At 31.2% G+C, this 25,418-nt stretch carries 17 protein-coding genes; all 17 read left to right on the forward strand.

From position 1 onward, the window contains the following. Window positions 1–269 precede the first annotated feature (269 nt). The 17 genes from IPH62_09815 (at window position 270) to IPH62_09895 (ending at window position 25,342) form a co-directional block, all read left to right on the forward strand. A complete protein-coding gene (locus IPH62_09815) occupies window positions 270–1,688 on the forward strand; it encodes a T9SS type A sorting domain-containing protein (protein MBK7105565.1) in 1,419 nt (472 codons plus the stop codon). A 148-nt stretch (window positions 1,689–1,836) separates the two neighbouring features. Next, on the forward strand, window positions 1,837–4,812 hold the full coding sequence (locus tag IPH62_09820) for a TonB-dependent receptor (GenBank protein MBK7105566.1): 2,976 nt from the start codon (window positions 1,837–1,839) through the stop codon (window positions 4,810–4,812). Window positions 4,813–4,822: 10 nt separating this feature from the next. Next, window positions 4,823–6,787 carry a hypothetical protein gene (locus IPH62_09825; protein ID MBK7105567.1) on the forward strand — a complete coding sequence of 655 codons (1,965 nt, stop codon included), beginning with the start codon at window positions 4,823–4,825 and terminating at the stop codon, window positions 6,785–6,787. Beyond that, a complete protein-coding gene (locus IPH62_09830; GenBank protein ID MBK7105568.1) occupies window positions 6,784–7,809 on the forward strand; it encodes a PorV/PorQ family protein in 1,026 nt (341 codons plus the stop codon). Before IPH62_09825 ends, IPH62_09830 begins: the two co-directional genes overlap by 4 nt. Before the next feature lie 49 nt (window positions 7,810–7,858). Continuing rightward, entirely contained in the window at window positions 7,859–9,106 is a 1,248-nt protein-coding gene (locus IPH62_09835) for an ROK family protein (GenBank protein MBK7105569.1), read from the forward strand. 26 nt (window positions 9,107–9,132) lie between these two features. Then, window positions 9,133–10,218 (forward strand): Gfo/Idh/MocA family oxidoreductase, encoded by a 1,086-nt coding sequence (locus IPH62_09840; protein MBK7105570.1) that lies wholly within the window; start codon window positions 9,133–9,135, stop codon window positions 10,216–10,218. A gap of 11 nt (window positions 10,219–10,229) precedes the next feature. Beyond that, window positions 10,230–11,873: a family 20 glycosylhydrolase gene (locus IPH62_09845; GenBank protein MBK7105571.1), complete on the forward strand. Its 1,644-nt coding sequence runs from the start codon at window positions 10,230–10,232 to the stop codon at window positions 11,871–11,873. Window positions 11,874–11,899: 26 nt separating this feature from the next. Beyond that, window positions 11,900–13,366, forward strand: a complete 1,467-nt coding sequence (locus tag IPH62_09850) for a Na+:solute symporter (GenBank protein MBK7105572.1) — start codon at window positions 11,900–11,902, stop codon at window positions 13,364–13,366. A 6-nt stretch (window positions 13,367–13,372) separates the two neighbouring features. Then, on the forward strand, window positions 13,373–14,698 hold the full coding sequence (locus IPH62_09855) for an amidohydrolase family protein (protein MBK7105573.1): 1,326 nt from the start codon (window positions 13,373–13,375) through the stop codon (window positions 14,696–14,698). A gap of 2 nt (window positions 14,699–14,700) precedes the next feature. Continuing rightward, on the forward strand, window positions 14,701–15,936 hold the full coding sequence (locus IPH62_09860; protein MBK7105574.1) for a T9SS type A sorting domain-containing protein: 1,236 nt from the start codon (window positions 14,701–14,703) through the stop codon (window positions 15,934–15,936). Between the two features lie 5 nt (window positions 15,937–15,941). Continuing rightward, the gene (locus tag IPH62_09865) at window positions 15,942–17,078 is read left to right on the forward strand and encodes a DUF5009 domain-containing protein (GenBank protein ID MBK7105575.1); all 1,137 of its coding nucleotides are present in this window, start codon (window positions 15,942–15,944) and stop codon (window positions 17,076–17,078) included. Between the two features lie 20 nt (window positions 17,079–17,098). Beyond that, entirely contained in the window at window positions 17,099–17,848 is a 750-nt protein-coding gene (locus IPH62_09870) for a glucosamine-6-phosphate deaminase (protein ID MBK7105576.1), read from the forward strand. Between the two features lie 28 nt (window positions 17,849–17,876). Continuing rightward, on the forward strand, window positions 17,877–19,916 hold the full coding sequence (locus IPH62_09875; protein ID MBK7105577.1) for a family 20 glycosylhydrolase: 2,040 nt from the start codon (window positions 17,877–17,879) through the stop codon (window positions 19,914–19,916). 688 nt (window positions 19,917–20,604) lie between these two features. Next, a complete protein-coding gene (locus IPH62_09880; GenBank protein MBK7105578.1) occupies window positions 20,605–21,009 on the forward strand; it encodes a T9SS type A sorting domain-containing protein in 405 nt (134 codons plus the stop codon). A 35-nt stretch (window positions 21,010–21,044) separates the two neighbouring features. Beyond that, window positions 21,045–22,061, forward strand: coding sequence for a Gfo/Idh/MocA family oxidoreductase (locus IPH62_09885; GenBank protein MBK7105579.1), 1,017 nt, complete (start codon window positions 21,045–21,047; stop codon window positions 22,059–22,061). A gap of 15 nt (window positions 22,062–22,076) precedes the next feature. Then, window positions 22,077–23,513, forward strand: a complete 1,437-nt coding sequence (locus tag IPH62_09890) for a sodium:solute symporter family protein (protein MBK7105580.1) — start codon at window positions 22,077–22,079, stop codon at window positions 23,511–23,513. A gap of 26 nt (window positions 23,514–23,539) precedes the next feature. Continuing rightward, window positions 23,540–25,342, forward strand: coding sequence for an alginate lyase family protein (locus IPH62_09895; GenBank protein ID MBK7105581.1), 1,803 nt, complete (start codon window positions 23,540–23,542; stop codon window positions 25,340–25,342). Window positions 25,343–25,418: the final 76 nt, after the last annotated feature.

Here is a 25,418-nt window from a genome sequence, read left to right on the forward strand (position 1 = left end):
CAACTGCCCATACTGGCGAATATTGGGTAAAATCAACAAGTACGCTCGGAGGTTATTATTTATTGTATCAAGCCACGTTCCCAACTAAACAGGGGGATATTTGGGAGCTTAGTTCATTTATCAAAGATATTTCTCCAGAATATCCTGGAGCTAGTTTTGCAGCATTGAAGATTTCAGCAAAAAGCGTTACGGGTGCAACATTCCAAGCTTGGGAAGAATACCAAGATACTGTTTCAACATACTGGAGAAAGTTTTCGAACACAAAGGAAATGCCGGAAGGAACTGCTTTTATTCAAGCCGTAATTGTAATACATGCAGCTGATGGTGTTCCTGAAGCTTCTTATGCTTTAGATGATGTAAGTTTAGAATTACTTAATCCTGTTGAAGATGAATCTAATTATTTAGCTAATCCAGGATTTGAAGAAGGTGCAGACAGTAACGGAGTACCTTTAGGATGGCTGGGTTATGCACAAGCTGGTGCTAGCATTGAATTTATGAATGATCCTCATAGTGCTAATAGCGGAGTTAATTGGGTGAAATGCACAAGCACTGAAGGCGGTTATTATTTATTATATCAAAATACATTTCCAACAAAAGAAGGTGATGTTTGGAAATTAAGTTCATACTTTAAAGATTTATCACCGGTTTATCCAGGTGCAAATTTTGCAGCATTAAAGATATCAGCAAAAAGTATTACTGGTGCAACTTTTCAAGCATGGGAAATATATCCGGATAGTGTTACTACAAAATGGGCAGAATATTCGAATACCAAAACAATGCCAGAGGGTACGGCTTATATTCAAGCTGTAATAGTAATTCATGCTGCTGATGGGGCACCTGAAGCTGATTACGGAATTGATGATGTAAAACTTAAATTAATTGCGCAAAAAGATCCTGCAAATTATTTAGCTAATCCTGGTTTTGAAGAAGGAGCAGATTCAAATGGTGTTCCTTTAGGTTGGATTGGATATGCGCAAGCTGGGGCAAGCTTAGAAGTAATGAATGATGCTGAAACAGCCAACACTGGTGATAATTGGGTAAAATGCACAAGCACTGAAGGCGGTTATTATTTATTATATCAAAACACATTTCCAACAAAAGAAGGTGATGTTTGGAAACTAAGTTCATATTTTAAAGATGTTTCACCATCGGATCCGGGAGCTGTTTATGCCGCCTTAAAAATTTCTGCAAAAAGTATAACAGGACAAACTTTTCTTTACTGGGAAGAATTTCAGGACAGTGTTACTTCAGATTGGTTAAAATGCAAAAATACTAAGGTAATGCCTGAAGGCACCGCATATATTCAGGCAGTAGTAGTAATTCATGCTGCAGATAGTATGCCTACAGCAAGTTATGGAGTAGATGATGTAAGATTGATTAACAAAGGAATAATTGATGATGTTAAAAATTATGACATAATACCTCAAAAATATGTTCTTGAACAAAATTATCCAAATCCGTTTAATCCATCTACTACAATTAGGTATAGCATAAAACAACAAGGAAAAGTATTATTAAAAATTTATAATATCATTGGGCAAGAAATAGCAACGTTAGTTAATGAAATTAAGAATGCAGGTAATTATGAATTCAATTTTGATGCAAGTAACTTAGCTAGCGGAATGTATATATACCAATTGCAATCTGGTTCATATGTCGATGTTAAAAAGATGGTTTTGTTAAAATAATTTATTTGAGATTCTGTCTATTTAGATAGAATCTCAATCTATTTTTATTAAATACTTTTTTATAATTCCTTTGATTTGTATTGACAAAATATGAATTATAATAGCTTAGAAGTTTAATTATTTCTTAATAAAATTTTGAGTGTTTGGTATGATCAATCACTTATTGAGCAAAAGCTTTTTCCATATTCAATTTATCTATTTAATATTTTTATTTGGATCTGAAGGGATACATGCATCTAATACTGGTAAAATAAATGGATTAGTTATAGAAGCTGCAACTAAAGAACCTTTAATTGGAGTTAATATTTACATAGAAAGTTTAAATAGAGGAACCGCTTCCGATATCGATGGAAAATTTATTATCCTTGCAATTCCTCCTGGCAGTTATGATGTAAAAATATCATACATAGGTTATCAAACTGTTATAGTAAGTGATGTTAAAATCATAATTGATAGAACAACTAACATCGATGTTGAAATGAATAAAATTTCCATCGAATTAGAAGAAGAAATTGTAGTAAGTGCAAGAAAACCTCCTATTGCGATGGATGTTTCTTCAAGTAAGCGAGATATTGAGATTGCAGAAGTGGAAACGGTTCCAATGATTGATTTTAATAGTTTACTCAATCTTCAGCCAGGAACTATTTACAAACCAAGAACTAATGATTCTCAGGAACAAATAACAAATGAATTATCAATAAGGGGTGGCACAGGGGTTGGAGTTTTTGTTGATGGCTTAAATATAACAGAAGCATTATCAAGTGGATCGTTAACCAACTTTAATCTAAGTTCTCTAAAAGCAGCTGAAATTCTGACTGGTGGTTTTAATGCAGAATATGGAAACATTAGATCAGGTGTTATAAATGTTGTAACAAAAGACGGCACCGAAAAATATCAATTTAGTGCAGATTTAAAATACAGCCCTGCTGCAAGAAAACATTTTGGTGAGTCAATTTTTGATCAAAAATCTGCTCCGGAATGGCTTTTATATGGATACGATGATGCACTTTACGGCAATGATGGAACTCATGATCCAAATAATCCAGATAGTTATTGGGAATATTTTTCAATATATGATACTGTTTATGGATTTACTCCGGAACAAGCTCAAGAAGTGTGGAAATATCAACATAGAGAAAGAGATTATGGACATAAACCGGACTATATTATTGATGCAAGTTTAGGTGGGCCAATTCCATTTTTAAACTATGTAACTGATGCAAATTTATTAAAATTCTTTACAAGCTTACGATATGAATACAATATGTTTGCAATTCCATTATCAAGAGATCATTTTGAAGACTTAAACTGGTTTTGGAAATTTACACTTAATCCAGGTTCGGCAATGAAAATTAATTTTCAAGGAACATATCAGCAGAACTTATCTAGCACGACATATAATACTCCACAAGTTTCAGTAACAACAACTGAACAGTCTATTTACAGTATGCAGTATCCACTTACAAAATATTATCAGGCTATGAGATCTGTTGCAGACAGGTATAGAAATCAATTTGCTATAAATCTTACTCATGCCTTTTCTGAAAACTCATTTTATGATTTTAAAGTTTCATATTTATTACGCAGATCTTTCGTAAATCATGCTGATTTAAGAAGTAATGATATTGTATTTACCGTTGGAAATGTTGGATTTAACGAACAACCTTATGGCTGGACACCGTATGATGTTGCAGATTTTGGGGGAAGAGAAAGTGAGTTTGGAATTACAACTTCGGGTTATTCATTCATACTCGGTGGCCATGGCAAAGAAAGGGATTATTCCAAAGAAACTCTAATAAATACAAGATTTGATTTAGTTAGTCAAGTAAATAAATTTCATCAAATAAAAACTGGTTTTGAATTTAATTATGATGATATGGATATGGATCACGGTCTTGTTCAGATATCTCCGCCACTAATTAAACATGATAAATTTAGACAAATACCAATTAAACTTGCCGGTTATGCTCAGGATAAAATAGAGTTTAGCGGAATGGTTGCAAATCTTGGTGTAAGATTTGATTATACCGATAGAAGAGGCACTTATTATACTGATATGTTTACAGATTATTTTACGCTCGATAGTTTAAGTTTAGCTCCAAAAAAGAAAATTGATCCATTTTTTTACGTAAGCCCCAGAATCGGTATTTCACATCCAATTAGTGAAAGAAGCAAATTGTTTTTTAATTATGGGCACTTTTATGATGAGCCGGGCGTTCTCTATCTATATAATAAAAGAGAAAGGTATGGCGGATTTTATGATAGAATTGAAAACACTAATTTAAAACCACAAAGAACAATTGGTTATGAACTAGGCTTTGAACAACAAATAGGTGATGAATATTTATTACATATTTCAGGTTATTATAGAGATATCACTAACCAAATTAAATGGGTGACATATTATTCGGAAGCTGGAAATACAATATCATCATATACAAATGGAAATTATGCAGATTCAAGAGGATTAGAAGCCATTTTTGAAAAAAAACTAGGTCAATTTTTTATAGGTAACTTGAGTTTCGATTACTTAATTACTTCATCTGGCGATTTTGGTGAAGCTGTTTTTTATGAAGATGTATTAAAAAGTCCAGTTGAAAGTAGTAGTAGTCAATATACGCCAGGAGCTCAATACTCAATACTTGCAAATTTAACTTTTAAGACTCCTATAGATTTTGGAAAAGATATTCTTGACTTTGATCTATTTGGAGATTGGGTACTAAACTTTACACATGAATATAGAAGTGGAAAAACATTTACATATAATCCAAAAAATCTACCTGGTGTTAATAATAATCTGAGATGGAGACCTCATCAAAATACAAATTTAAGATTATCAAAAGGTTTGAATATAGAAGGTATTAATTGCCAAGTTTATCTTGAAGTTTACAATTTATTTAATGTAAAAGAATTAAACAGTAATCTGAGATCATTATTATTGCCTTATTTGAAACTTTACAACGAATATTTAGAATCGTTAATTCTTCCCGAAGAAGGTGGAAATGATCAACCAGGGGATTATAAAGCAGATCATATAAAGCTACCAAATCCTGGTGATATCCCAACTCAATTGCTCTTCAATAGTCCTAGAGATATTTATTTTGGGATAAAGATTAATTTTTAATGGAGCTTGTATGAAATTGAATTTAATTATAAAAGTAACTTTAATTTTTCTTGCATTTCAATTATCACTTGTTGCCCAAAAGAAATTTGAGCATCACATAAATCGTTTGGCATTAGAGGTTAGTGAAAATGGGGCATCACTCTATAGAGATAATACAATTCTATATCCAACTTGGCCATATGATACAAGATATTATAATTTCTCATCAAGGAAAATGTATATTGAATCTTGGGGTGTATGGATGGGTGCAAAGAACTTTATGGGTGTTGGTGACACAATTGCAAAAGATGCATTTGTTGCTTGCGGAAATATGTATTTGGATATTAATAATATTGTTCCACTAAGTTTGCAAAAAAGAATTCGTTATCCATATCCTACCGTAAGAATTGATGACGGTTCAGGAAGACTTAAAGTAGAAAGTTTTGATGATGTTAATTTAGTAACTTCATTAATATGTGATGAACAAATTGAAAGTGTCTGGACAACTTCATTGGGAATTACAGTTCAATTAAAAACTTATGCATACGCAGTCGAAGGTCATAAAAATTATATTATCTATGATTATAAATTTCTAAATACGGGAAATGTAGATTCGGACGATCTTACTAAGGAATTAAATAAACAGCTTAATGATGTTTATTTTGGGATTTCATTTTCTACAGATATAAAACCCAGATTTGGCGGAACAGAGATGGATGATAACTATGAATATTTTGGTTCAACTTATGATGATTGGGTAAAGGGCGATAAAACTGCAGATTCTACAAGGGTTTTAATTGCGTGGGATGGAGATCATGTTGATACTGAAAATTATGATCCGGATCCAATTACACAAGAACCAAGAGTACCGGGTTATTATGGTTTGGGCATTCTTCATGTTGATAAACAAGCTATTGATGATTTGGAATCCGGTTCTTCAGATGATCCTTCTCAACCCAAAAATGTAACCGATGCATCCGGTCTTGAATCAAGCCCAAGCACACAAATTCAAAAATTATCTCAAGGAGGAAATGAAAATTTTGCCAGTTATGGTGCGGGTAATTTTTTAATGAGTTTTGGACCATATAATATTCCGGTAAACGAAGATGTGCGAATAGTATTAGTTCAAGTTATTGATGGCATTTCAAGAGAAAAAGCTGAAGATCTTGGAATGAAATTATTGAATGGAAATATTACTAAAGAAGAATATAATTCCGAAGTATCAACAGGCAGAGATTCCTTATTTAAATCACTTAACGGAGCAAAAATTGCTTTCAAAAGAAAATATAATATTCCCGATCCCTTGCCATCTCCCGATTCGATTTATGTTGCCACAGGAATAGGAAATATTAAAATTAATTGGTCAAAAAGTGCTGAAAGTGCAATAGATCCTGATTCTAAAAAAGCAGATTTTGCTGGATATAGACTTTACAGAGCTGCAATATCTCCTGAAAATAAATGGGAAAAAATTCTTGAAGTTGGAGGAAATACCGGACTTCCGATTGTACACTCATATATTGATTCAAATGTAATAATGGGATTTGATTATTATTATGCTGTTACAGCATTTGATGATGGTTTGAATAATTATCTAAAACCTGGACAACCATTAGAAAGTTCAAAGCTTACATCTACGGCTTATGTTGGAACCTCGGCCGCAATGGAACCTCAAGCAAGTCACAATTCATTTAAGAAAAATCTTCGGGTTGTTCCAAATCCATTTAATATACGCTCAGTCAATTATGGCGATCCCAACAATCCAAGTGATTTAGAAAATAATAAATTATTATTTGTCGGACTTCCGGGTATTTGTAAAATTCGAATTTTTACGGTAGCCGGTGATTTAGTAAAAACAATTTATCATACAAGTGGATTAGGTTCTGAAGAATGGGATCAAGTTACTGATTCAAATCAATATATTGTAAGCGGAATTTATATTGCACATGTAGAATCCGAATTGGGAGATGAAATAATAAAATTTGTGGTGATAAGATGAAAAAACTAAAGATCTTTCAAATCACTTTTATTTTAATTCTTACATCATCCAAATTTTTTGGTCAAGATAATTTTAATAAAGTTGCACAAAGCGGAATGCAGTTTTTAAAAGTAGGTGTAGGCGCTGAAATGGTAGGAAGAGGCGAGGCAGGTATTTCAAATATTAAAGGTGTTTCTGCAATGTTCTGGAATCCTGCTGGTTTAGCTGAACTTGAAGGCAACGAATTTATTTTTAGTCACAATGCTTGGATTGCAGATATTTCAATGAATGCTGTTGGAATTGGAATGAATTTATATGATTGGGGAACATTTGGGATTAATTTGGTTTGGATGGATTATGGTGAACTATACAAAACTTCGGTTGCTTCATCAATTGAAGAATCTGCACAATATGGTTACGTTGACGAAGGCACATTTTCACCTTCAGATTTAGCTGTTGGACTAAGTTATTCTAAAAAAGTTACCTCACAATTTTCATTTGGCGGACAAATAAAATATATTTATGAAAATTATGGCAGTAATAGAACCATAAATACTACTGGAGAAATTAAGAATACAAATAATACAATGTCTGCTTTTTGTTTTGATTTTGGTACACTTTACTATCCGGGATATGAAAGTTTGGCTTTATCAATGACAATACAAAATTTCTCAACAGACTTAAAATATCAACATGAAACATTTAGCACACCGCTTACTTTCAAAATAGGACTTTCAATGAATATGCTTGATTTTTTTGATGATAAATCGAGTAACGAATTATTATTTGCTATTGATGCTTTGCATCCAAGAGATTATTCGGAAAGATTAAATATTGGATTAGAATATAGCTATTTAGGTATGTTTAAGTTAAGAAGTGGTTACAGATTTAATTACGATGAAGGGAATTTTACTGCAGGTGCAGGGATTAGATATTCACTTTCAAACTCACTTGGTTTAAAAATGGATGTAAGTTATATTATTATGTCATCTGGAAGATTTTCTTGGCCGTTACAATTAACTGCCGGATTAATTATGTTCTAGAAATTTTAAAATTATGAAAGTGTATGGATTAATTAATGAGAGTAATTAAATGCAAAATACAAATCAAAGTACTATAAAAGGTCAAACCCTTTTACGCCAAAGAAATGTTACCGTTGTAGTTGGAAAAATTAGTTCAGATGGTCCAATTACTCAAAGAGAAATTGTTAATTCAACGGGAATAAGTTTTGCGAAAGTAAATACAATTACTTCAATATTGAATAAAATTGGATTAACTATTGAAAATGGCAAAGAAGAATCAAATGGTGGAAGAAGATCAACATTATTTGATATTAACCCAAACTATAGATATGCAGTTGGAATTCAATTATCACATACCAGAATTCAAACAATTATTGGAAACCTAAAGGGTAAAATTTTATTCGAAGAAAACTTTTCATATGATAAGAATGTTGGAAAAGAAGCCGTTACAAATTTAATGTTGGAATCGATTGAAAGAACAATAAATAAATCAAATATTCCAATGAATAAATTCTTGGGAATAGGAGTTGCAATTGCCGGTTTATTTAATCCGAATGATGGAACCGCATTACCTTTTCCGCACCTAGTAAAATGGGGAAACGTTTCGTTCAAAGATATTATTGCCGAAAAGTTTAATCTTCCTTGTTATGTAAATAACGTGGCAAATGCCGCTGCTCTAGCTGAATTAAATTATGGTTTAGGAAAAGGAATTAATAGCTTCTTGTATCTTAATGTTGGCTCCGGACTTGGTATGGGAATTATCTTTGATGGAAAATTATATGAAGGTATTTCAGGATCGGCGGGTGAGTTCGGTCATATATCGGTTGATGATCACGGTCCACTTTGTGAGTGCGGAAACTTAGGCTGTTTGGAAGCAATTGCAAGCACACAAGCAATAGTTAAACAAGCGCAAACTCTTTTGCAGCAAGGTGTAGCTTCAAATATACTAACTATTGTAAATGATGATATTACAAAACTCGATTTTGATATAATCTGTAAAGCCGCAAACGAAAGTGACAAGCTTGCATTTAATCTTATTGATAAAATGGGACAAAATCTTGGTGAGGGTATTGTAACAATAATAAATTTGTTTAATCCGGCAAGAGTAATTATTGGCGGGAAGATTAGTTGTGCACGAAATTTAGTTACAAATTCAATTATGAATATAGTACAGAAAAGAGCTTTGGAAATACCGCGAAGACATACTGATATTGTGTTTTCTCAAATGGGCGGGCATTCCGGCACTATTGGTGCAATAGTTCCGGTAATTGAAAAATTCTTTAAAGAACAAATAAATATATGGATTGATGAAAATTAATTTTTTTTCAAAAAACTGATACAAGTATGAAAAAGATAAAAATTGCAACAGTTGGGGTTGGTCGTTTTGGAATATATCATCTACATGCCTTTAAACAACTAGAAGATTTTTATGATATTGAATTGAAAGCAGCATCAGATTTGGACGAAGCTAAACGTAATTTAGTTAAAGATCAGTTTGGCATTCAGGTTTACGAAAACTTTATTGAAATGATTGATAAAGAAAATTTAGATGCAATTTCAATTGCTACGCAGGATCATCTTCATAGGGAAATAGCTCTGTATGCTTTATCAAAAGGGCTCCATGTATTTGTTGAAAAGCCGCTTGATATCTCAAGCTATGGTTCTTTTGAAATGATTTCGCTTGCAGCAAACAATCAGTTATTACTTCAAATTGATTTTCACAAAAGATATGATCCGTTTCATATTGAAATTAAACAGTTAATTGATCAAGGCAAGTTTGGTAAATTCCTTTATGGTTATTGTTATATGGAAGATAAAATTGTTGTTCCAAGAGATTGGTTTGCTGATTGGGTTAATAATACATCTCCTATATGGTTTTTAGGATCAAACTTTATTGATTTGATAAGTTGGATGATGAATAGTAAAGTTGTTAGTGTTTATGCAAAAGGTCAAAAAATAAAACTAAAAGAATTGGGATTTGATACATACGATTCGATACAAAGTATGGTAAGTTTTGATAATGATGCTGTTATAACTTTTGATAGTTCGTGGGTATTACCAGAACAATTTTCTTCAATTGTTAATCAAGGTTTTCGACTTGTGGGAACAGAAGGTATTGTTGAAGCTGATTCTCATAATAGAGGGACAACATCTTGTTTTACATCTGAATCCGGCATACGTAATCATAATTCCGGATTTATGCATTCAGGCAAAAATGTAAATGGAAAAACAATTTATGAAGGATATGGAATAAAAAGTATTCAGCATTTTGCAGAGAATTTATACTTTTTGAAAAATGGAGGATCACTTGACGATTTGAAAGGTACGTATCCTTCTGGAGCAGATGGTCATGAAGTTACAAAAGTTACCGAGGCAATTCATCTTAGCTTGGAGTATGGAGAAAGTATAAATTTGAAAATCTTGAAATAGGTCAATACATAATGCTTAAAAGATTTCTTTTCTATAAATCTGTTTATTTTTTTTCAATCCTATCAGTCATTAATCTTAATGCGCAAGAACCCCTAATTATTTTTCATTTCGATTTTAATTCAGTTTCTCTAAAAAAAGATTATATACAAAAGTGGCTTAAAAAAGCTTCTGATATGGGTTATAACGCTGTATTGTGGGAAGTTGAAGATGAAATAAAATGGGAAACTTGTCCGGAATGTGTTAGTCCGGATGCTTTTTCAAAAGATGAATTTAAAGAAATATTAGCTTACTCTAAAAGTTTAGGTTTAGAACCAATTCCACTATTACAAACTATCGGACATGGTGAATATGTTTTACAAAATGAAAAATATTTTCCGTTAAGAGAAGATTTAAATCGTTATGATTGTTATTGCACAAGCAATAAAGATGTAAAAAAATTCCTAATGAAATGGGTAGATGAATATTTAGAATTATTTGGCGAACTAAAATATTTTCATCTTGGCGGCGATGAAGCTTACGCATTTGCATCTTGCAAAATTTGCAAAAGCACTGCCAACGAAATAGGCGAAAATAAATTATATGCTGATTACTTGACCGAGATTGCAAAACCAATTCTTGATAAAGGAATTAGACCAGGCGTGTGGAGTGATATGTTATTAAGTAATCCGAACGAAATAAATGTATTACCAAAAGAATTCATTATTTGGGATTGGAATTATTGGGATGGTGATTCAGCACTGGAAAGAGTTATGGTTTGGGGAAAAGGCAGATTCGCAAAAGATGAAATTGATAAAACAATTATTGATAATTTCCCGGAAATATTTGATAACAATAAAAATTTACGATCTTTTTACACAAGCGATTTTCTAAAAAGAAATGGTTACGATGTTGTTCTTTGCAGTACTTCTCGTTCACATGGTGATGGTTTTTTTGCGGGTAGAAATAATCTGCATTCGGAAAATATAATTGGCGCTGCGCGAAAATCTTCTAAAGAAAATTTATTAGGAACGTGCGTAACTAATTGGGCTGTTCGTATTCCAAATTTTGAAACTCAAGAACAGTGGTTTTATTTAGCCCCATTAACTATTAAAAATCCTTCTTTTACTTATAATGAGTTAATTAAAACAACCTCAATTGCACTATTTGATTTTAATGGTACAGAATTATTTGATGATTTTAATAAAATTGGATTTTCATTTCCTCTTGCAAATACTAATACTACCGGCATAATGTGGACTGGACTTAAGGATTCTAAACCGGCACCTAATAATTATATAAATGAACTAATTGCTAGATGGAAAGCAAATGAGCAATTCAGCACAAATGCTGAAATAATAAAAAGTTCAGTTGATATAATTGCTAAGGGTATTTACGATTTTAATTTGCATATCCCAAAAGCTAATAGCGGATTCGAGATACTAAACAATTGGTCAAAAGCCGGATATTTTAATTATTGGCAATCAATTATTGCAAATGAAATTATTAATGTTGAAAGTGGAAAATCATCAAACAAAAAAGAGGAATTTGTTAAGCTACTTTATTCATTAAAAAAAGAATATATAAACTGGGCTTCAAGTTGGATGACAGATAAATCTGCCGATCAAAATGCATGTCTAATTTATGACTCAATCATATATTATTTTCTAAACCAATGATTTACTAATTCCTTAAAGAGAAAAAAATGCAATTAGAAAATGCTGATTATATAGTAATCTTAATTTATACGATTCTTGTTTCATTCATTGGATATTACGCAAAAAGAAAAGTAAAAAACATTGAAGATTATTTTGCCGGAGGAAGAAGTGTTCCATGGTGGATGGCTGCAATTTCACATCACATGAGCGGTTATAGTGCATTTGCTTTTGTGGGTCATGCTACAATAGCATACATGAGCGGTTTCTCTATCTGGACATTTTTTGCTGTACCTATTTTTATCGCAATGATTATTGGAGCTTATGTTTGGGCGCCAAAATGGGTGAAATTAAATGTCGTTACTCCAATTGAATATTTGGAGCAAAGGTTTGATTTGAAAACTCGTAAACTTTTTGCATGGAGCGGAATTAGTATAAAATTTATTGATGAAGGTGTTAAACTTTATTCACTTTCGATAATCGTACATGTTGTTTCCGGTTTTCCAATTGAAGCTACAATAATTGGCTGCGGTTTGGTAACAATGATTTACATTATGTTTGGCGGTCTTTGGGCAACAATGCTTACAGATTTAATGCAATTCGTTGTTCAGTTTGCAGCTTCATTTATACTTGTTTACTTAGTGTTAAATGCTGTTGGGGGTTGGTCAAATATGTGGAAAAGTTTACCCGAAGGACACTCCTCATTATTTAGTGATGCAATTTCACCTTGGTTCATGTTAGTTTATTTATTTGTTATAATATTAAGTTATAACGGCGGTACTTGGGGATTAGCTCAAAGGTTTTATTCAATAGGTAAACCTTCGGATGCAAAAAAGGCTGCAATATTATCCGCACTTTTATATTTAATTTATCCTTTAGCAATTTATATTCCAATTTGGTCTGCGCGGTTGGTAATAGGCGAAATTGAAAACCCGGAACATGCTTACGTTCTTGTTGCACAAAAGTTTTTTAGTCAAGTATCTCCCGGAATGATTGGATTGTTTATAAGTTCAATATTTGCCGCAACAATGTCAATGATAAGTGCCGATTTAAATTCATTATCAGCAGTATTTACAAAGGATATTTATCAAAGATCCATCAATGCAAATGCTTCTGAAAACAAACTTGTTAAAATCGGTATGATATCAACAATAGTATTTGGATTACTAACAATTGTTTCAGCTTTAATAACTATACATCTTGAAGGCGCCTTTAATACAATGGTTGAATGGTATGCGGCAATTCTGGGACCGATCTCAATTCCATTATTATTTGGAATGATATTTAGAAAGCCTACTTGGCGTGGTGCAATTTATTCTTGGGCTTCCGGGTTTATCGCGTTTGTACTTGTTAAGTTCATTATTCCAATGTTTACCGGAATACAAACCGAGTTTGCACATTATACCGGAGCAGAGCTATTAGTGTCTTTTACAGTATTTTATTTTGAAGGAAAAATAAATAAACAAACTCCAGAAGAAATACAAAGTGTTAACCGGTTATTTGAACGAATAAAATAGAATAATATGAAGTTACAAATTATTAATGGAAAAATACTTGTTCCTTCCGGAGTTGTTAACTCTAATCTTGAAATAGAAGATGGTGTTATAACTTCCGTATCGGATAAAATTAAGAAAGACAATTCCGCAAAAATTATTGATGCAAAAAATAAATTTATTTTGCCGGGTTTTATTGATCTTCATACAAACGGTATAGCCGGCTTTGATTTAACTAATGGATTATACAATTCTGAAAAACAGTCGTTTTCAATAATTAAAGAAGATTATTTAAACGGAATAGAAACATCATTAAAGGCTTATGCAAAACGTGGTACTACTCTTGTTGGCTTTACTACTCTCGAAGCATCAATAAAAAAAATGAAGAAAATCTTCCAATATATTGCCGAGTTTAAAGATTATTCCAATTCAAAACTCAATGATATTTTTTATGGCATTTATATGGAAGGTACCTTTATGAAAGATAAAAAATTTAAAGGTGCTCATGACTCAAGATTCTTTTTTGAGCCATCAATAAAATTATTTAATGAATTTCAAAAAGCAGCAAAAGGAAATATAAAAATTGTAAATGTTGTTCCGGAATGGGGAAAACCAGCTTTAAAATTAATTGAATATTTGAATAAACAAAATGTTAATTGTGCTGCAGGCCATACCGGTGCAACCGGTAATGAATATTCTGCCGCAATAAAAAAAGGACTAAATCTTGCCATTCATGTTTTAAACGGTCCATCATCAACATCCTACAAACCATTTGATAATGGAGGAGCGCTTGAAGCATTTTTAACTTCGGAAAAAATGTTTCTAGAAATTATTCCGGATGGTTATCACGTAAGTAAATCATATATACTTGATATAATAAAAAGAAAGGGAATTGATAAATGTATTGCAATTTCGGATAGTATGTTTTCAACAAATATGAAGGGCGTAAAACAATTTAAAATTAATAATGTGAAAGGTAGAATAAGTAACAACGGAGAATATATTCATATTGTTGGAAAAGAAAATATGAATTCCCTTTTTGGTAGTACTTTAACTATGGATAAAGCATTTGCAAATTTATTAACTTGGTTTACACAATCTATTGTTGGCGTATGGAATAAATCACACGAACCTCTTAGTTTTGAATCTGCACTTGTAAATGCATCAAAAATGTGTTCCGAAAATCCGGCTAAACTACTTGGTATTTATTCAAATGAAAAATCAAATCAAATAATTCCAACCGGAAGCATTGAAGTTGGGAAACGTGCAGATATAATTTTATCAGAAATTACTAAAAATAGAAAAGGTTATAAAATTAATATCTCAAAAGTTTTTCTAAAGGGTGTTGAAATCTAAAAATGAAATATAAATCTAATCTTAAAATTATTTTATTTGTTTTGATACTATCAAACATTATCGTTTTCCCGCAAAAGCAAAGAGCAATGTGGGTTTGGAATAGTTCAAATGAAGTGAATAATATTATAAATAATTTAGGAGAATACAGAAAACAATTATTTGATTTTTGCAAAAGTCCGCATGGAAATTCTGATAAGAAAATTACGCACTTATTTTTTAGCTGCAGCGGTGCAATTTATTCATACCAAGAAAATCTAAAAAATTTTATTGCAGAAGCCTCGGATAGCGGAATAACAGTTGAATATCTCGATGGTGATCCGACTTGGGCAACGTATAAACAATATAATGGTTTTGATAGAATTGCAAAAGTTTTAGAATTTAATGCAAATTCAAAAAATGAAAAAGAAAAACTAAAAGGTATTCAATTTGATGTTGAACCATATTTATTAACTCAAGCGAGAGGATATCAACCGCCACATTGGGATACAGATAAAATGACAGTATGGGAGACTTACGTAAATTATATGGATAGCTGCCAAACATTGGTTGATAACGGAGATAGTAATTTAATATTTGGTATTGCAATTCCACGTTGGTATGAAAATCAAGTTGGATTAAATGAACTCAAAAGGCTTCAAGAGAAAGTTGATTACGTTGCAATAATGGATTATAATGAAAATGCCGGAGTTATAATTAATGATGCAGCAAACGAAATTAATTATGCGGAAGAATTAAATAGAAAAGTATGGATTGGTGTTGAGACTCAAGAAATATCACCGGAAACAGTTTCTTTCTATGAAGAAGGTGTTTCATTTATGGAATCACAACTGGATAGTGCGTTGTCTGTATATGGAACAAATGAAGTCTTTTTAGGCTTTGCAATCCACGCATATAAATATTATAGATTGTTGATTGAAAACCCAACAGCAGTTGAAATAGATAATAACATTCAAACACCAAATGATATTTTACTTAATCAAAATTTTCCTAATCCGTTTAATCCAACAACTAAAATTAAATATTCGATTCCGATAAACGAAAAACGTGAAACGTCAAACGTGAAAATATTGGTATTTGATATTTTGGGAAAAGAAATTGCAACGTTGGTAAACCAAAAACAAAATCCGGGAAATTATGAAGTAACATTTGATGCGAGCGAATTTAACAGCGGGGTCTATTTTTACAAAATAATATCCGGAAATTTTATTGAAACTAAGAAAATGATTTTGATGAAATAATTTAAATGAAATTTGAATCTCAAAAATTATCCCAAACCAATAGACTCGCATCAATTGATGCATTTAGAGGAGCAACAATTGCCGGAATGATAATAGTAATTAATCCCGGTAGTTGGAAATATATTTATCCACCGCTAAGGCACGCAGATTGGCATGGATTAACATTAGCTGATCTAGTTTATCCTTTCTTTTTATTTATTGTTGGAGTTTCAATAGTTTTTTCGTTCTCAAAAATTTTAGAACAAAATACTTCAAAGAAAAGTATTTATCTTAAAATTATTAAAAGAACTGTATTACTTTTTTTATTAGGAATGTTTATTAATACATTCCCGGGTTTTGATATAATTAACATACGTATAATGGGTGTCTTACAACGAATTGCACTTTGCTATTTAATTGTATCAGTAATCTTTTTAAACACAAAATTACCAACACAAATATTCCTTTCAATTTTATTCTTATTTATCTACTGGGCAATTATGGAATGGGTTTTTATTCCGGAAGTTGGATACGGTTTTTTTGAAAAAGGGAAAAATGCCGCAGCTTATTTAGATAAATTTTTATTACATGGTCATATGGGATATTATGAAAAAATGGGCGAACCGGAAGGATTTGTAAGTACGTTACCTTCACTTTCCACAACAATGTTCGGATTGTTTGCCGGATATTATTTAAAGAAAAATAAATCACCAAATAAAACAATATTTGCATTTTTATTTTTTGGAATTTTGGGAGTACTTTTAGGATTATTTTGGTCAATTTGGTTGCCAATCAATAAACATCTTTGGACAAATTCCTACACATTATTAACAACTGGTTTAGCTTTAATTGTTTATTCATTGTTTTATTATTTAATAGATGTTCTAAATTATAAAAAAATAGTAAAACCCTTTATTGTTTTTGGTGTGAATGCAATCTTGGTTTATGTACTTTCTATAGTAGTTGCCAAATTAATTAATTTACCAAAATTTTTAACTGAAGACGGAAATTCTTATCACATGAAAGCACTTTTTTACAATAATATTTTGGCTCCAATATTTGGAAATTTTAGTGCTTCATTAATATTTGCTTTATTGTATACTTCAATATGGTGCGGGTTGATGTGGATATTGTACAACAAAAAAATATTTATAAAAGTGTAAAAAACTTTAAGGTTTTAAAAATGAAAGTTGATAATCTATTTGTCGAAATATATAAAACAAGAGCGGAATGTGGTTTTGCATCGGCAAATGAAATTGCAAAAAAAATAAAAGAATTATTGTATGAAAAAGATTCTATCACAATGATTTTTGCTGCTGCTCCATCACAAAATGAAATGTTAGAAAACTTAATAAAAATAAGCGAAATTGATTGGAATAGAATTACCGCTTTTCATATGGATGAATACGTTGGCATTGATCCCCAAGCTCCGCAAGCGTTTGGTCAATTTTTAAGAGATAGAATTTTTGATAAAGTTCCATTTAAACAAATACATATTATTGAAACAAAAGGAAAAGACATCAATAATGTTTGTGAGGAATATTCAAAATTGTTAAATGAAAAACCAATTGATATTGTATGTATGGGAATTGGGGAAAATGGACATATTGCATTTAATGATCCGCCTTTTGCTGATTTTAATGATTCAAAATTTGTAAAAGTTGTAGAATTAGATGAAGTATCAAGACAGCAGCAAGTTAACGATGGTTGCTTTAAGAAAATTGATGACGTACCAAAGCAAGCAATAACATTAACAATTCCAGCGCTTTTTTCTGGACAATATTTATTTGTAATTGTTCCGGGAAAAACAAAAGCTAAAGCAGTTAAGGAAACTTTACGCGGACCAATTACAGAAAATTGTCCCGCAACAATTTTACGAAATCATAAAAACACTAAACTTTATTTAGATATTGATTCATCAGCATTATTATAAATAACAAAAAACAAAACGAATAAATACAATGAAACAAATTAAATTCTTTCCTCAAATATTATTTTTTATTTTTATTCTTTTTTCTATTTGCAACGCAAAAGACAAAAAATCAAACCTTTATTTAATGCCTTGGCCGGAAAGTATTCAAATTAATTCCGGAAGATTTCTTTTATCAAAGGATTTTGTAATATCATTAAATAATGAAAATGAAAACCTATTTAAATCCGCACAAAGAGCGTTAAAGATTATTGCCGATAAAACTGGAATATTTTTTGAAAATCAATTTCCAAAAATTAATTCTTCTGAAATTACATCTCTAAATGTTAATATCAAAAATGTTGAAGATCTTAAATTAGGTTTAGATGAATCTTATGATTTAGAAATTTCACAAGAAAGAATAATAATTAATTCTGCAAATCAAGTCGGAGCAATGCATGCATTATCAACTTTGGTGCAGCTAATTGATTCAGATAGTAACGGATATTTTCTGCCAAGTGTTCAGATAATAGATAAACCCAGATTTCAGTGGAGAGGTTTGTTAATTGATGTCTCTCGGCATTTTGAGCCAATCGAAATTATTAAAAGAAATTTAGATGCTTTGGCTGCTGTAAAAATGAATGTCTTTCATTGGCATTTAACGGACGATCATGGATTTAGAATTGAATGCAAAGCTTTACCAAAATTGCATGAAATGGGTTCTGACGGTAATTTTTTCACTCATGAACAAATTAAAGAAATAGTTGAATACGCTGATGAAAGAGGAATAAGAGTTGTCCCGGAGTTTGATTTACCGGGTCATGCGACAAGCTGGTTAGTTGGATATCCGGAATTTGCAAGTGCTCCGGGACCATATACAGTTGAAAGAAATTGGGGAATTTTTAATCCAACTTTAGATCCGACAAATGAAAAAATTTATGAATTTCTTGAAACATTTTTTACAGAAATGAGCACACTTTTTCCTGATAAATATTGGCATATCGGAGGAGATGAAAATAACGGAAAGCAATGGGATGCAAATCCTAAAATACAAGAGTTTATGAAAAACAATAAAATGAAATCAAATCATGAACTTCAGAATTATTTTAATGTACGAGTAGATAAAATTCTTTCTAATCTTAATAAAACAATGGTTGGATGGTATACGGATGAAATGCCGGATTTATCTAAAGATTATATTGTGCAAGCTTGGAAAGGCCGAGTTTCGTTATATGAAACTGCAAAAAACGGTTACAGAAGTTTACTATCGCACGGATTTTATATTGATCTAGTTCAAACAACAGAATATCATTATTTAAATGATCCAATTCCACCGGACTCAATTTTAGCAGATAGTGTTAAGGAAAAAATTCTTGGCGGAGAAGCAACAATGTGGGCGGAATTTGTTGGTCCGGAAACCATTGATTCAAGAATTTGGCCGCGTACAGCAGCCATTGCAGAAAGATTGTGGTCACCAAGCGAAGTTAATAATCTGCAAAATATGTTTGAGCGATTAGATAAGGTGAATCTACAACTTGAAACTTACGGACTAACTCATATAAAAAATTATGAAATGATGATGAGAAGAATTACCGGGAATTACGATGTTGAAATTTTGAAGAACTTTGTGAATGCAATTCAGCCGCTTTATACGTACTCAAGAGATCATCCGCATGTATTTAAATCATTTTATCCGTTATCAAGAATAGTTGATATTTCTCAACCGGATCCAAAGCCGGCAAGGGAATTCAAATTTCTTGTTAATGAATTTCTTGAACAAAAAAGTTTAGATCAAAAAAAATATAATTCAATTAAAAATCAATTAGAATGTTGGCGAGATAATCATATAAAATTACTTCCCATAATTACAAAAACCCCGATTCTAAAGGAGATAGAAACGCTTTCAGAAGATTTATCAAAAGCAGCAGAAATTGGATTGAAATCGCTAGACATTTTGTTAAATAATTCCAAAGCTGATGAAAAATGGAAATCCGAAAGCAACGAAATTTTAAATAGCATAGAAAAACCAAGAGGAGAAGTTGAGTTAGCCGTAAAAAAATCAATAGAAAAATTATTTCAAAAAGTAGAATAATATTTACAGTGTTTAAAATTTTAAAAATTAAGGTACAAAAATGAAAAAGTTAATTATGATTTGTTTTGTTTTTTTATTTCAGTTATTAAATGCGCAACATATGGAAATTGTTGTTGAAGAAGGGGACACATTAATAATTCATCCAATTGGGGATTCGATAACCAGAGGCACAGTTGGAATTACATATAGACAATATTTAAAGGAATTATTAAAGAATATTAACATTCCAATAAATTTTGTTGGTGAATGTATAAATGCCGCAAACTCCGGATCTGTATGGGATGACTATCCAGAATTATTCAATATTTTAGAAGGTGATATTGAGCATGATGGTTATGGTGGACTTAGAATTGATCAACTTACTGATATGACATATAATACTCGAGGTTATCCAAAGAAAACAATAGAGCAATTGGTGGAAGATAATCCTGCTGATATAATTTTATTAATGATTGGTACAAATGATATAATAAGTAGCTATCAATTAAGTACTGCTCCAGCAAGATTAGATACAATAATAAGTAGAATATTAAGATCAATGAATGGACATTTAATAGTATCATCAATTCCACCCACACCATTACCAATTGCAAATGGAAAAATACAAACATTAAATGCATCTATTCCAAGCATAGTTGATTCTCATTTAGTGCGAGGTGATAAAATTTCATTTATTGATATTAATGCAATGATGGATAATGATGATATTTCTGATGATGCTTATCATCCCGATAGTTCAGGTTATGTTAAAATTGGAACTGGCTTTTATCAAGCAATTACAAACATTATTACTGATGTAAAGCAAGAAAAAAAAAACGATGAAACTCCGACAAAATTTGGATTAAAGCAGAATTATCCAAATCCGTTTAATCCCTCAACAAAAATTGTCTTTTCATTACCGGTAAAATCTCATGTATCCCTAAAAGTGTATGATATATTAGCAAATGAAATTGCAACTCTGGTTAATAGTGAGAAGGGTAAAGGCAACTATGAATTTAATTTTAATGCATCAAATCTAACAAGCGGTATATACTTTTACAGATTAATAACGGATAATTTTACCGAAACCAAACGAATGATTTTACTAAAATAAATTTTATTATTTAAAAGAAATTTAAAGAGGAATATATGAAAGCTCCCGTTGGATTTGGTCTAATTGGCTGTGGAATTTGGGGTGAAGTTCATGGATATACTTATGCGGTTTCGCCCAATTCAAAATTGGTTGCGATTTGCGATCAAAATTTAGATAGAGCTAAGAAATTAGAACAAAAATTTGATGTAAGTTATATTTACAATAATGTAGATGAATTATTAAAAAATGATGAGATTACTGCTGTTTCAATAGCAACTCCGGATTTTACTCATACTGAATTAATTTGTGCGGCACTTGAAGCCGGTAAACATGTAATTGTTGAAAAACCCATGGCAACAACAATCGAAGACTGCAATAGAATTTTGAAGTTGCGAGATGAGAAGAAATTAAAACTGATGGTTAATTATAGCAATAGATGGAAAACGCCCTTTATTCATGTTAAAAGACTTATTACTTCCGGTGAACTTGGTGATTTAATGATGGTAAATATTAAACTTAATGATACGATTTATGTCCCCACCAAAATGTTAAGCTGGGCTTCAAAATCAAACACACTACATTTTCTAGGAACTCATTTAATAGATTTAATTCGCTGGGTATCGCAATCGGAAATTAATAGAGTTTATTCAGTAAGCCGATCGGTTGTTTTAAAAAGTATGGGAATTGATACTCCAGATTTTTATCAGTCAATTCTTGAACTAAACAATGGCGGAACAGTTTATATGGAAAATAACTGGATTATAGCCGAAAGTGCGCCGAGTATTTATGAATTTAAAGCTGAATTTATCGGATCAAAATCAACTGTAAAAGTTGATATTAGTCATAATAGAATGATTGAAAAATATTCACCGGAAGGATCAGCAATGCTTGATGTAAATGACAAATATGATTTAGCCGGTAATCCGCAAGGTCAAGTTTCCATTCAACATTTTATAGATTGTATTATAAACGATGCAACACCTTTGGTAACTGCAGAAGATGGGTTGGAAGCAACTAAAGTAGTAGTTGCTTTAGAAAAATCAGCTCAAACAAAACAACCAATTAATTTGTAATTCAAAAACAAATAAATGTTAGAACTTAACCTTAATTGGATACTTATAATTAGTTTTCTTTTACTAAGCCTTGCAATTGGAATTTGGGCAAGCAGGGGGAAAGATGAACATATTGATGATTTTCTTGTTGCCGGAAGAAAGATAAAGTCTTTATGGGGATTAGCCACTTTAAGCAGTACCGAAATGGGTTTGGTAACTATTGTCTATTTTTCGCAAGAAGCTTTTCAAAATGGATTTGTAGCTTTAGTTACTGCTTTTATTGCCGCAATAACAATGTGGATTATTGGCAAAACCGGTTTTGTAATTGAAAAATTACGTGCCTTAGAAGTAAGAACCGTACCGGAATATTTCTCATTACGTTATTCAAATAATATTAGAATTATTGCCGGAATATTAACATTTCTAACCGGAGTTCTTAACTTGGGAATATTTCTTCAGGTTGAAGGAAGATTTCTGTGTATAATACTTGGTTTGCCAATTGATAGTCTACCTATTGTTATGGGAGTTTTACTAATTTTTGTAATCATTTATACTTCGCTTGGCGGAATGTATTCTGTTATTGTTACAGACGTTTTTCAATTTTTTCTGATTCTATTGGGAATAGTCATTACTTCATATTTTGCATTTGGACAAGCCGGAGGAATTACTGGAATGGTTGAAGCGGTAAATACAAATATTGGTCAGTTGGGATTTGATGTATTTCATTCTCCCAAATATGGAATTGTATTTATTATTTGGACAACGCTTTATTATATAAGCGGATGGTCATCTTGGCAACCGGTTGTGCAAAGAACACTAAGCATGGAAAGTGTAAAATCCGCTCTTAAGTTATTTAGAATAACAAGTGTATTTATGTTCTTTAGAGCAAGTATGCCAATTTTATGGGGAATCGCTGCTCTTGCAATTTTAGGAAAAGTTGAAAATACTCAAACTGCTTTACCAGTAATGCTATTAAAAGTAATTCCAACTTGGATGCTGGGCTTTATAATAATAGGATTTTTAGCAGCTTCAATGTCAACGTACGATAGTTATTTACTTTCTTTCAGTGCCATTTTAACTCAAGATATTATTAGTCCAATTATTAAAAAGGAAATTCAAGATAATAAAAGAATTCTGTTTACCAGAATAGGAATTATCATTATTGGTTTATTCATTTTCTTTTGGGGTGTTTATTATGAATTTACTGATACAGTTTTTAGAATTATAGTTTTAACCGGATCGCTTTCCTATGCTGGAATTATCAGTAGTTTAACTGCCGGCATTTATTGGAAAAAGGCTAATGCTTTTGGTGCATATTTAGCGTTTATTTTAAGTGCGTTACCGCCAATTTATTCATTAATAAATACAGAAATTGATCCGGTTAATGCGGGTTTGTTAAGTTTTATACTTGCTCCAATTGGAATGATTGCAGGTACTTTATTTTTCAGTTCAAAAACAAAAAATGTAAAATAATATTTCTATAAAGTTGGAGATTATTGATGAACGGGAATTTTTCAAATAATTATTCAAGAAGAAATTTTATAAAAAAATCCTTATTAGGCACAGGTATTGTTGTCTCCGGATCCTTGTTCCCGCAAATTATTAATGCAAAAAAAATATCTAGTTCTTCAAATGATTTGAATAATCTGGACGAAGGTAATTTCCCGTTCTATAGTTTTATAAATGAATATAGTTTCGGGGAATTTATTCCCAAAGACCAAGGCGGAAAGTTTATTCAAATGGAATTACTTGGTACCGAAAAGGATGAGGAAATAGTAGAACTAATAAATAAAGAATTTATTGATAATCATTTAGGTGTTCCAAACGATTGGGGTATTTTTGAAAAAACAGAACTTGAAAAAAGTGTTTGGTTTAATAGATTTTACTATCTACCCTCATTTGCCAGATTGTATTTTATTGATAAAAATCCAACTCATTTAAAATTTATGATGGAATTATTAAGAAATTGGATAAAAGAAAATCCGGTAGAAGGTCCGTCTAAATCTAAATACAATTGGTTTGATATGCAGGTTGCATGGAGATCAATAAATTTATCTTGGTGCTATTATTTAGGAAAAGAAGGTTTAACCGATTCTGATAAAGAAGTTATTTATAATTTACAGCGACATCATGCTAAAATTCTAATGAAAGATTTTGGTAAAAAGGAATTAAACGAATTTAATCACCAATCTCATGGAGCCCTTGCAATTCTATATTTGACAATTTTATTCCCGTCAATTCCAGAAGCAAAAGAACTTTTGCAGACCGGAATTAAAATTATTAATCATCATGTAAAAAATGCTTTTTATGAAGACGGTGGAAATGTTGAACAAATGTTTGGTTATTATCCTTTTATGACAAGTGTATTCAGAGATGTTTATTTACTTTTTAGAGAAAATAATGTTGGTGATTCAGAGCAAATTCGTCCACTATTAAAGAAAATGTATAATTACTTAAAAGTTATTGCACAGCCGGATAATACTGTTCCCCCAATAAATGATTCATATGAAGAAACGGTTTCTTTTATTTTACCAACTTTGACCGGAATAATTGGCAATAACAATTTACCCTTGGTAGAACAATCAACATATTTTAAAGATTCACAAATTGGTGTAATTAGATCAAATCCAAATTCTAAAAATTCTTGGTATATAAATTTCAATGCTGCAAAACTTATTGGATCGCACTGCCATGCAGGAAGATTAGCGTTTAACTTTTGGCTTAACAATAAACCAATATTAACTGATAGCGGCTGTTGCAATTATGATAATCCTTTACTTGTTAATTGGTACAGAACCTCTGAAGCTCATAATACTGTATTAATAAATGGAAAAAGTGATTATGAAACATCTCGAAAAGAAATTCAATGGGCTGCCAAAAGATATACAGAAAATAATATTCAGAAATTTATTATAAGTGATGAATACAAGCTGTGTCGAATGATTTCGCCGGAAACTGATGCTACGAATTCAGGTATTAGATGGACAAGGGATGTAATACTTGTTATTGATAAATATTTAGTAATTCATGATTATTTTGATACAAATAACGAAAATGATTATGAAACAATTTTCAGATTTGATAAATGTAAAGTAACTCAACAGTTAGGAACTAATAATTTAATAATAAGCAATGATGAAAAAATACTTCTAACTTCTTTAACAAATGCAAAATCAATAGAATTAAAATTTTCTAAAGATTACTTAAGTAAACATGCTGAAAATATTATAACAGATACAGCAAAATACTTAACAAAAGGAAATGGTAAAATTCATAATTCATATATAATTTGTTCTATGTAAAACCTAAATGATAATGGAATTTTTAATATTTGTTCATCTCATAGTGTAATTGAAAATGGTTACATTATCGAAATAT

It is taken from the genome of Ignavibacteriota bacterium, assembly GCA_016708125.1.
In the GTDB taxonomy this organism is placed as follows: Bacteria; Bacteroidota; Ignavibacteria; order Ignavibacteriales; family Melioribacteraceae.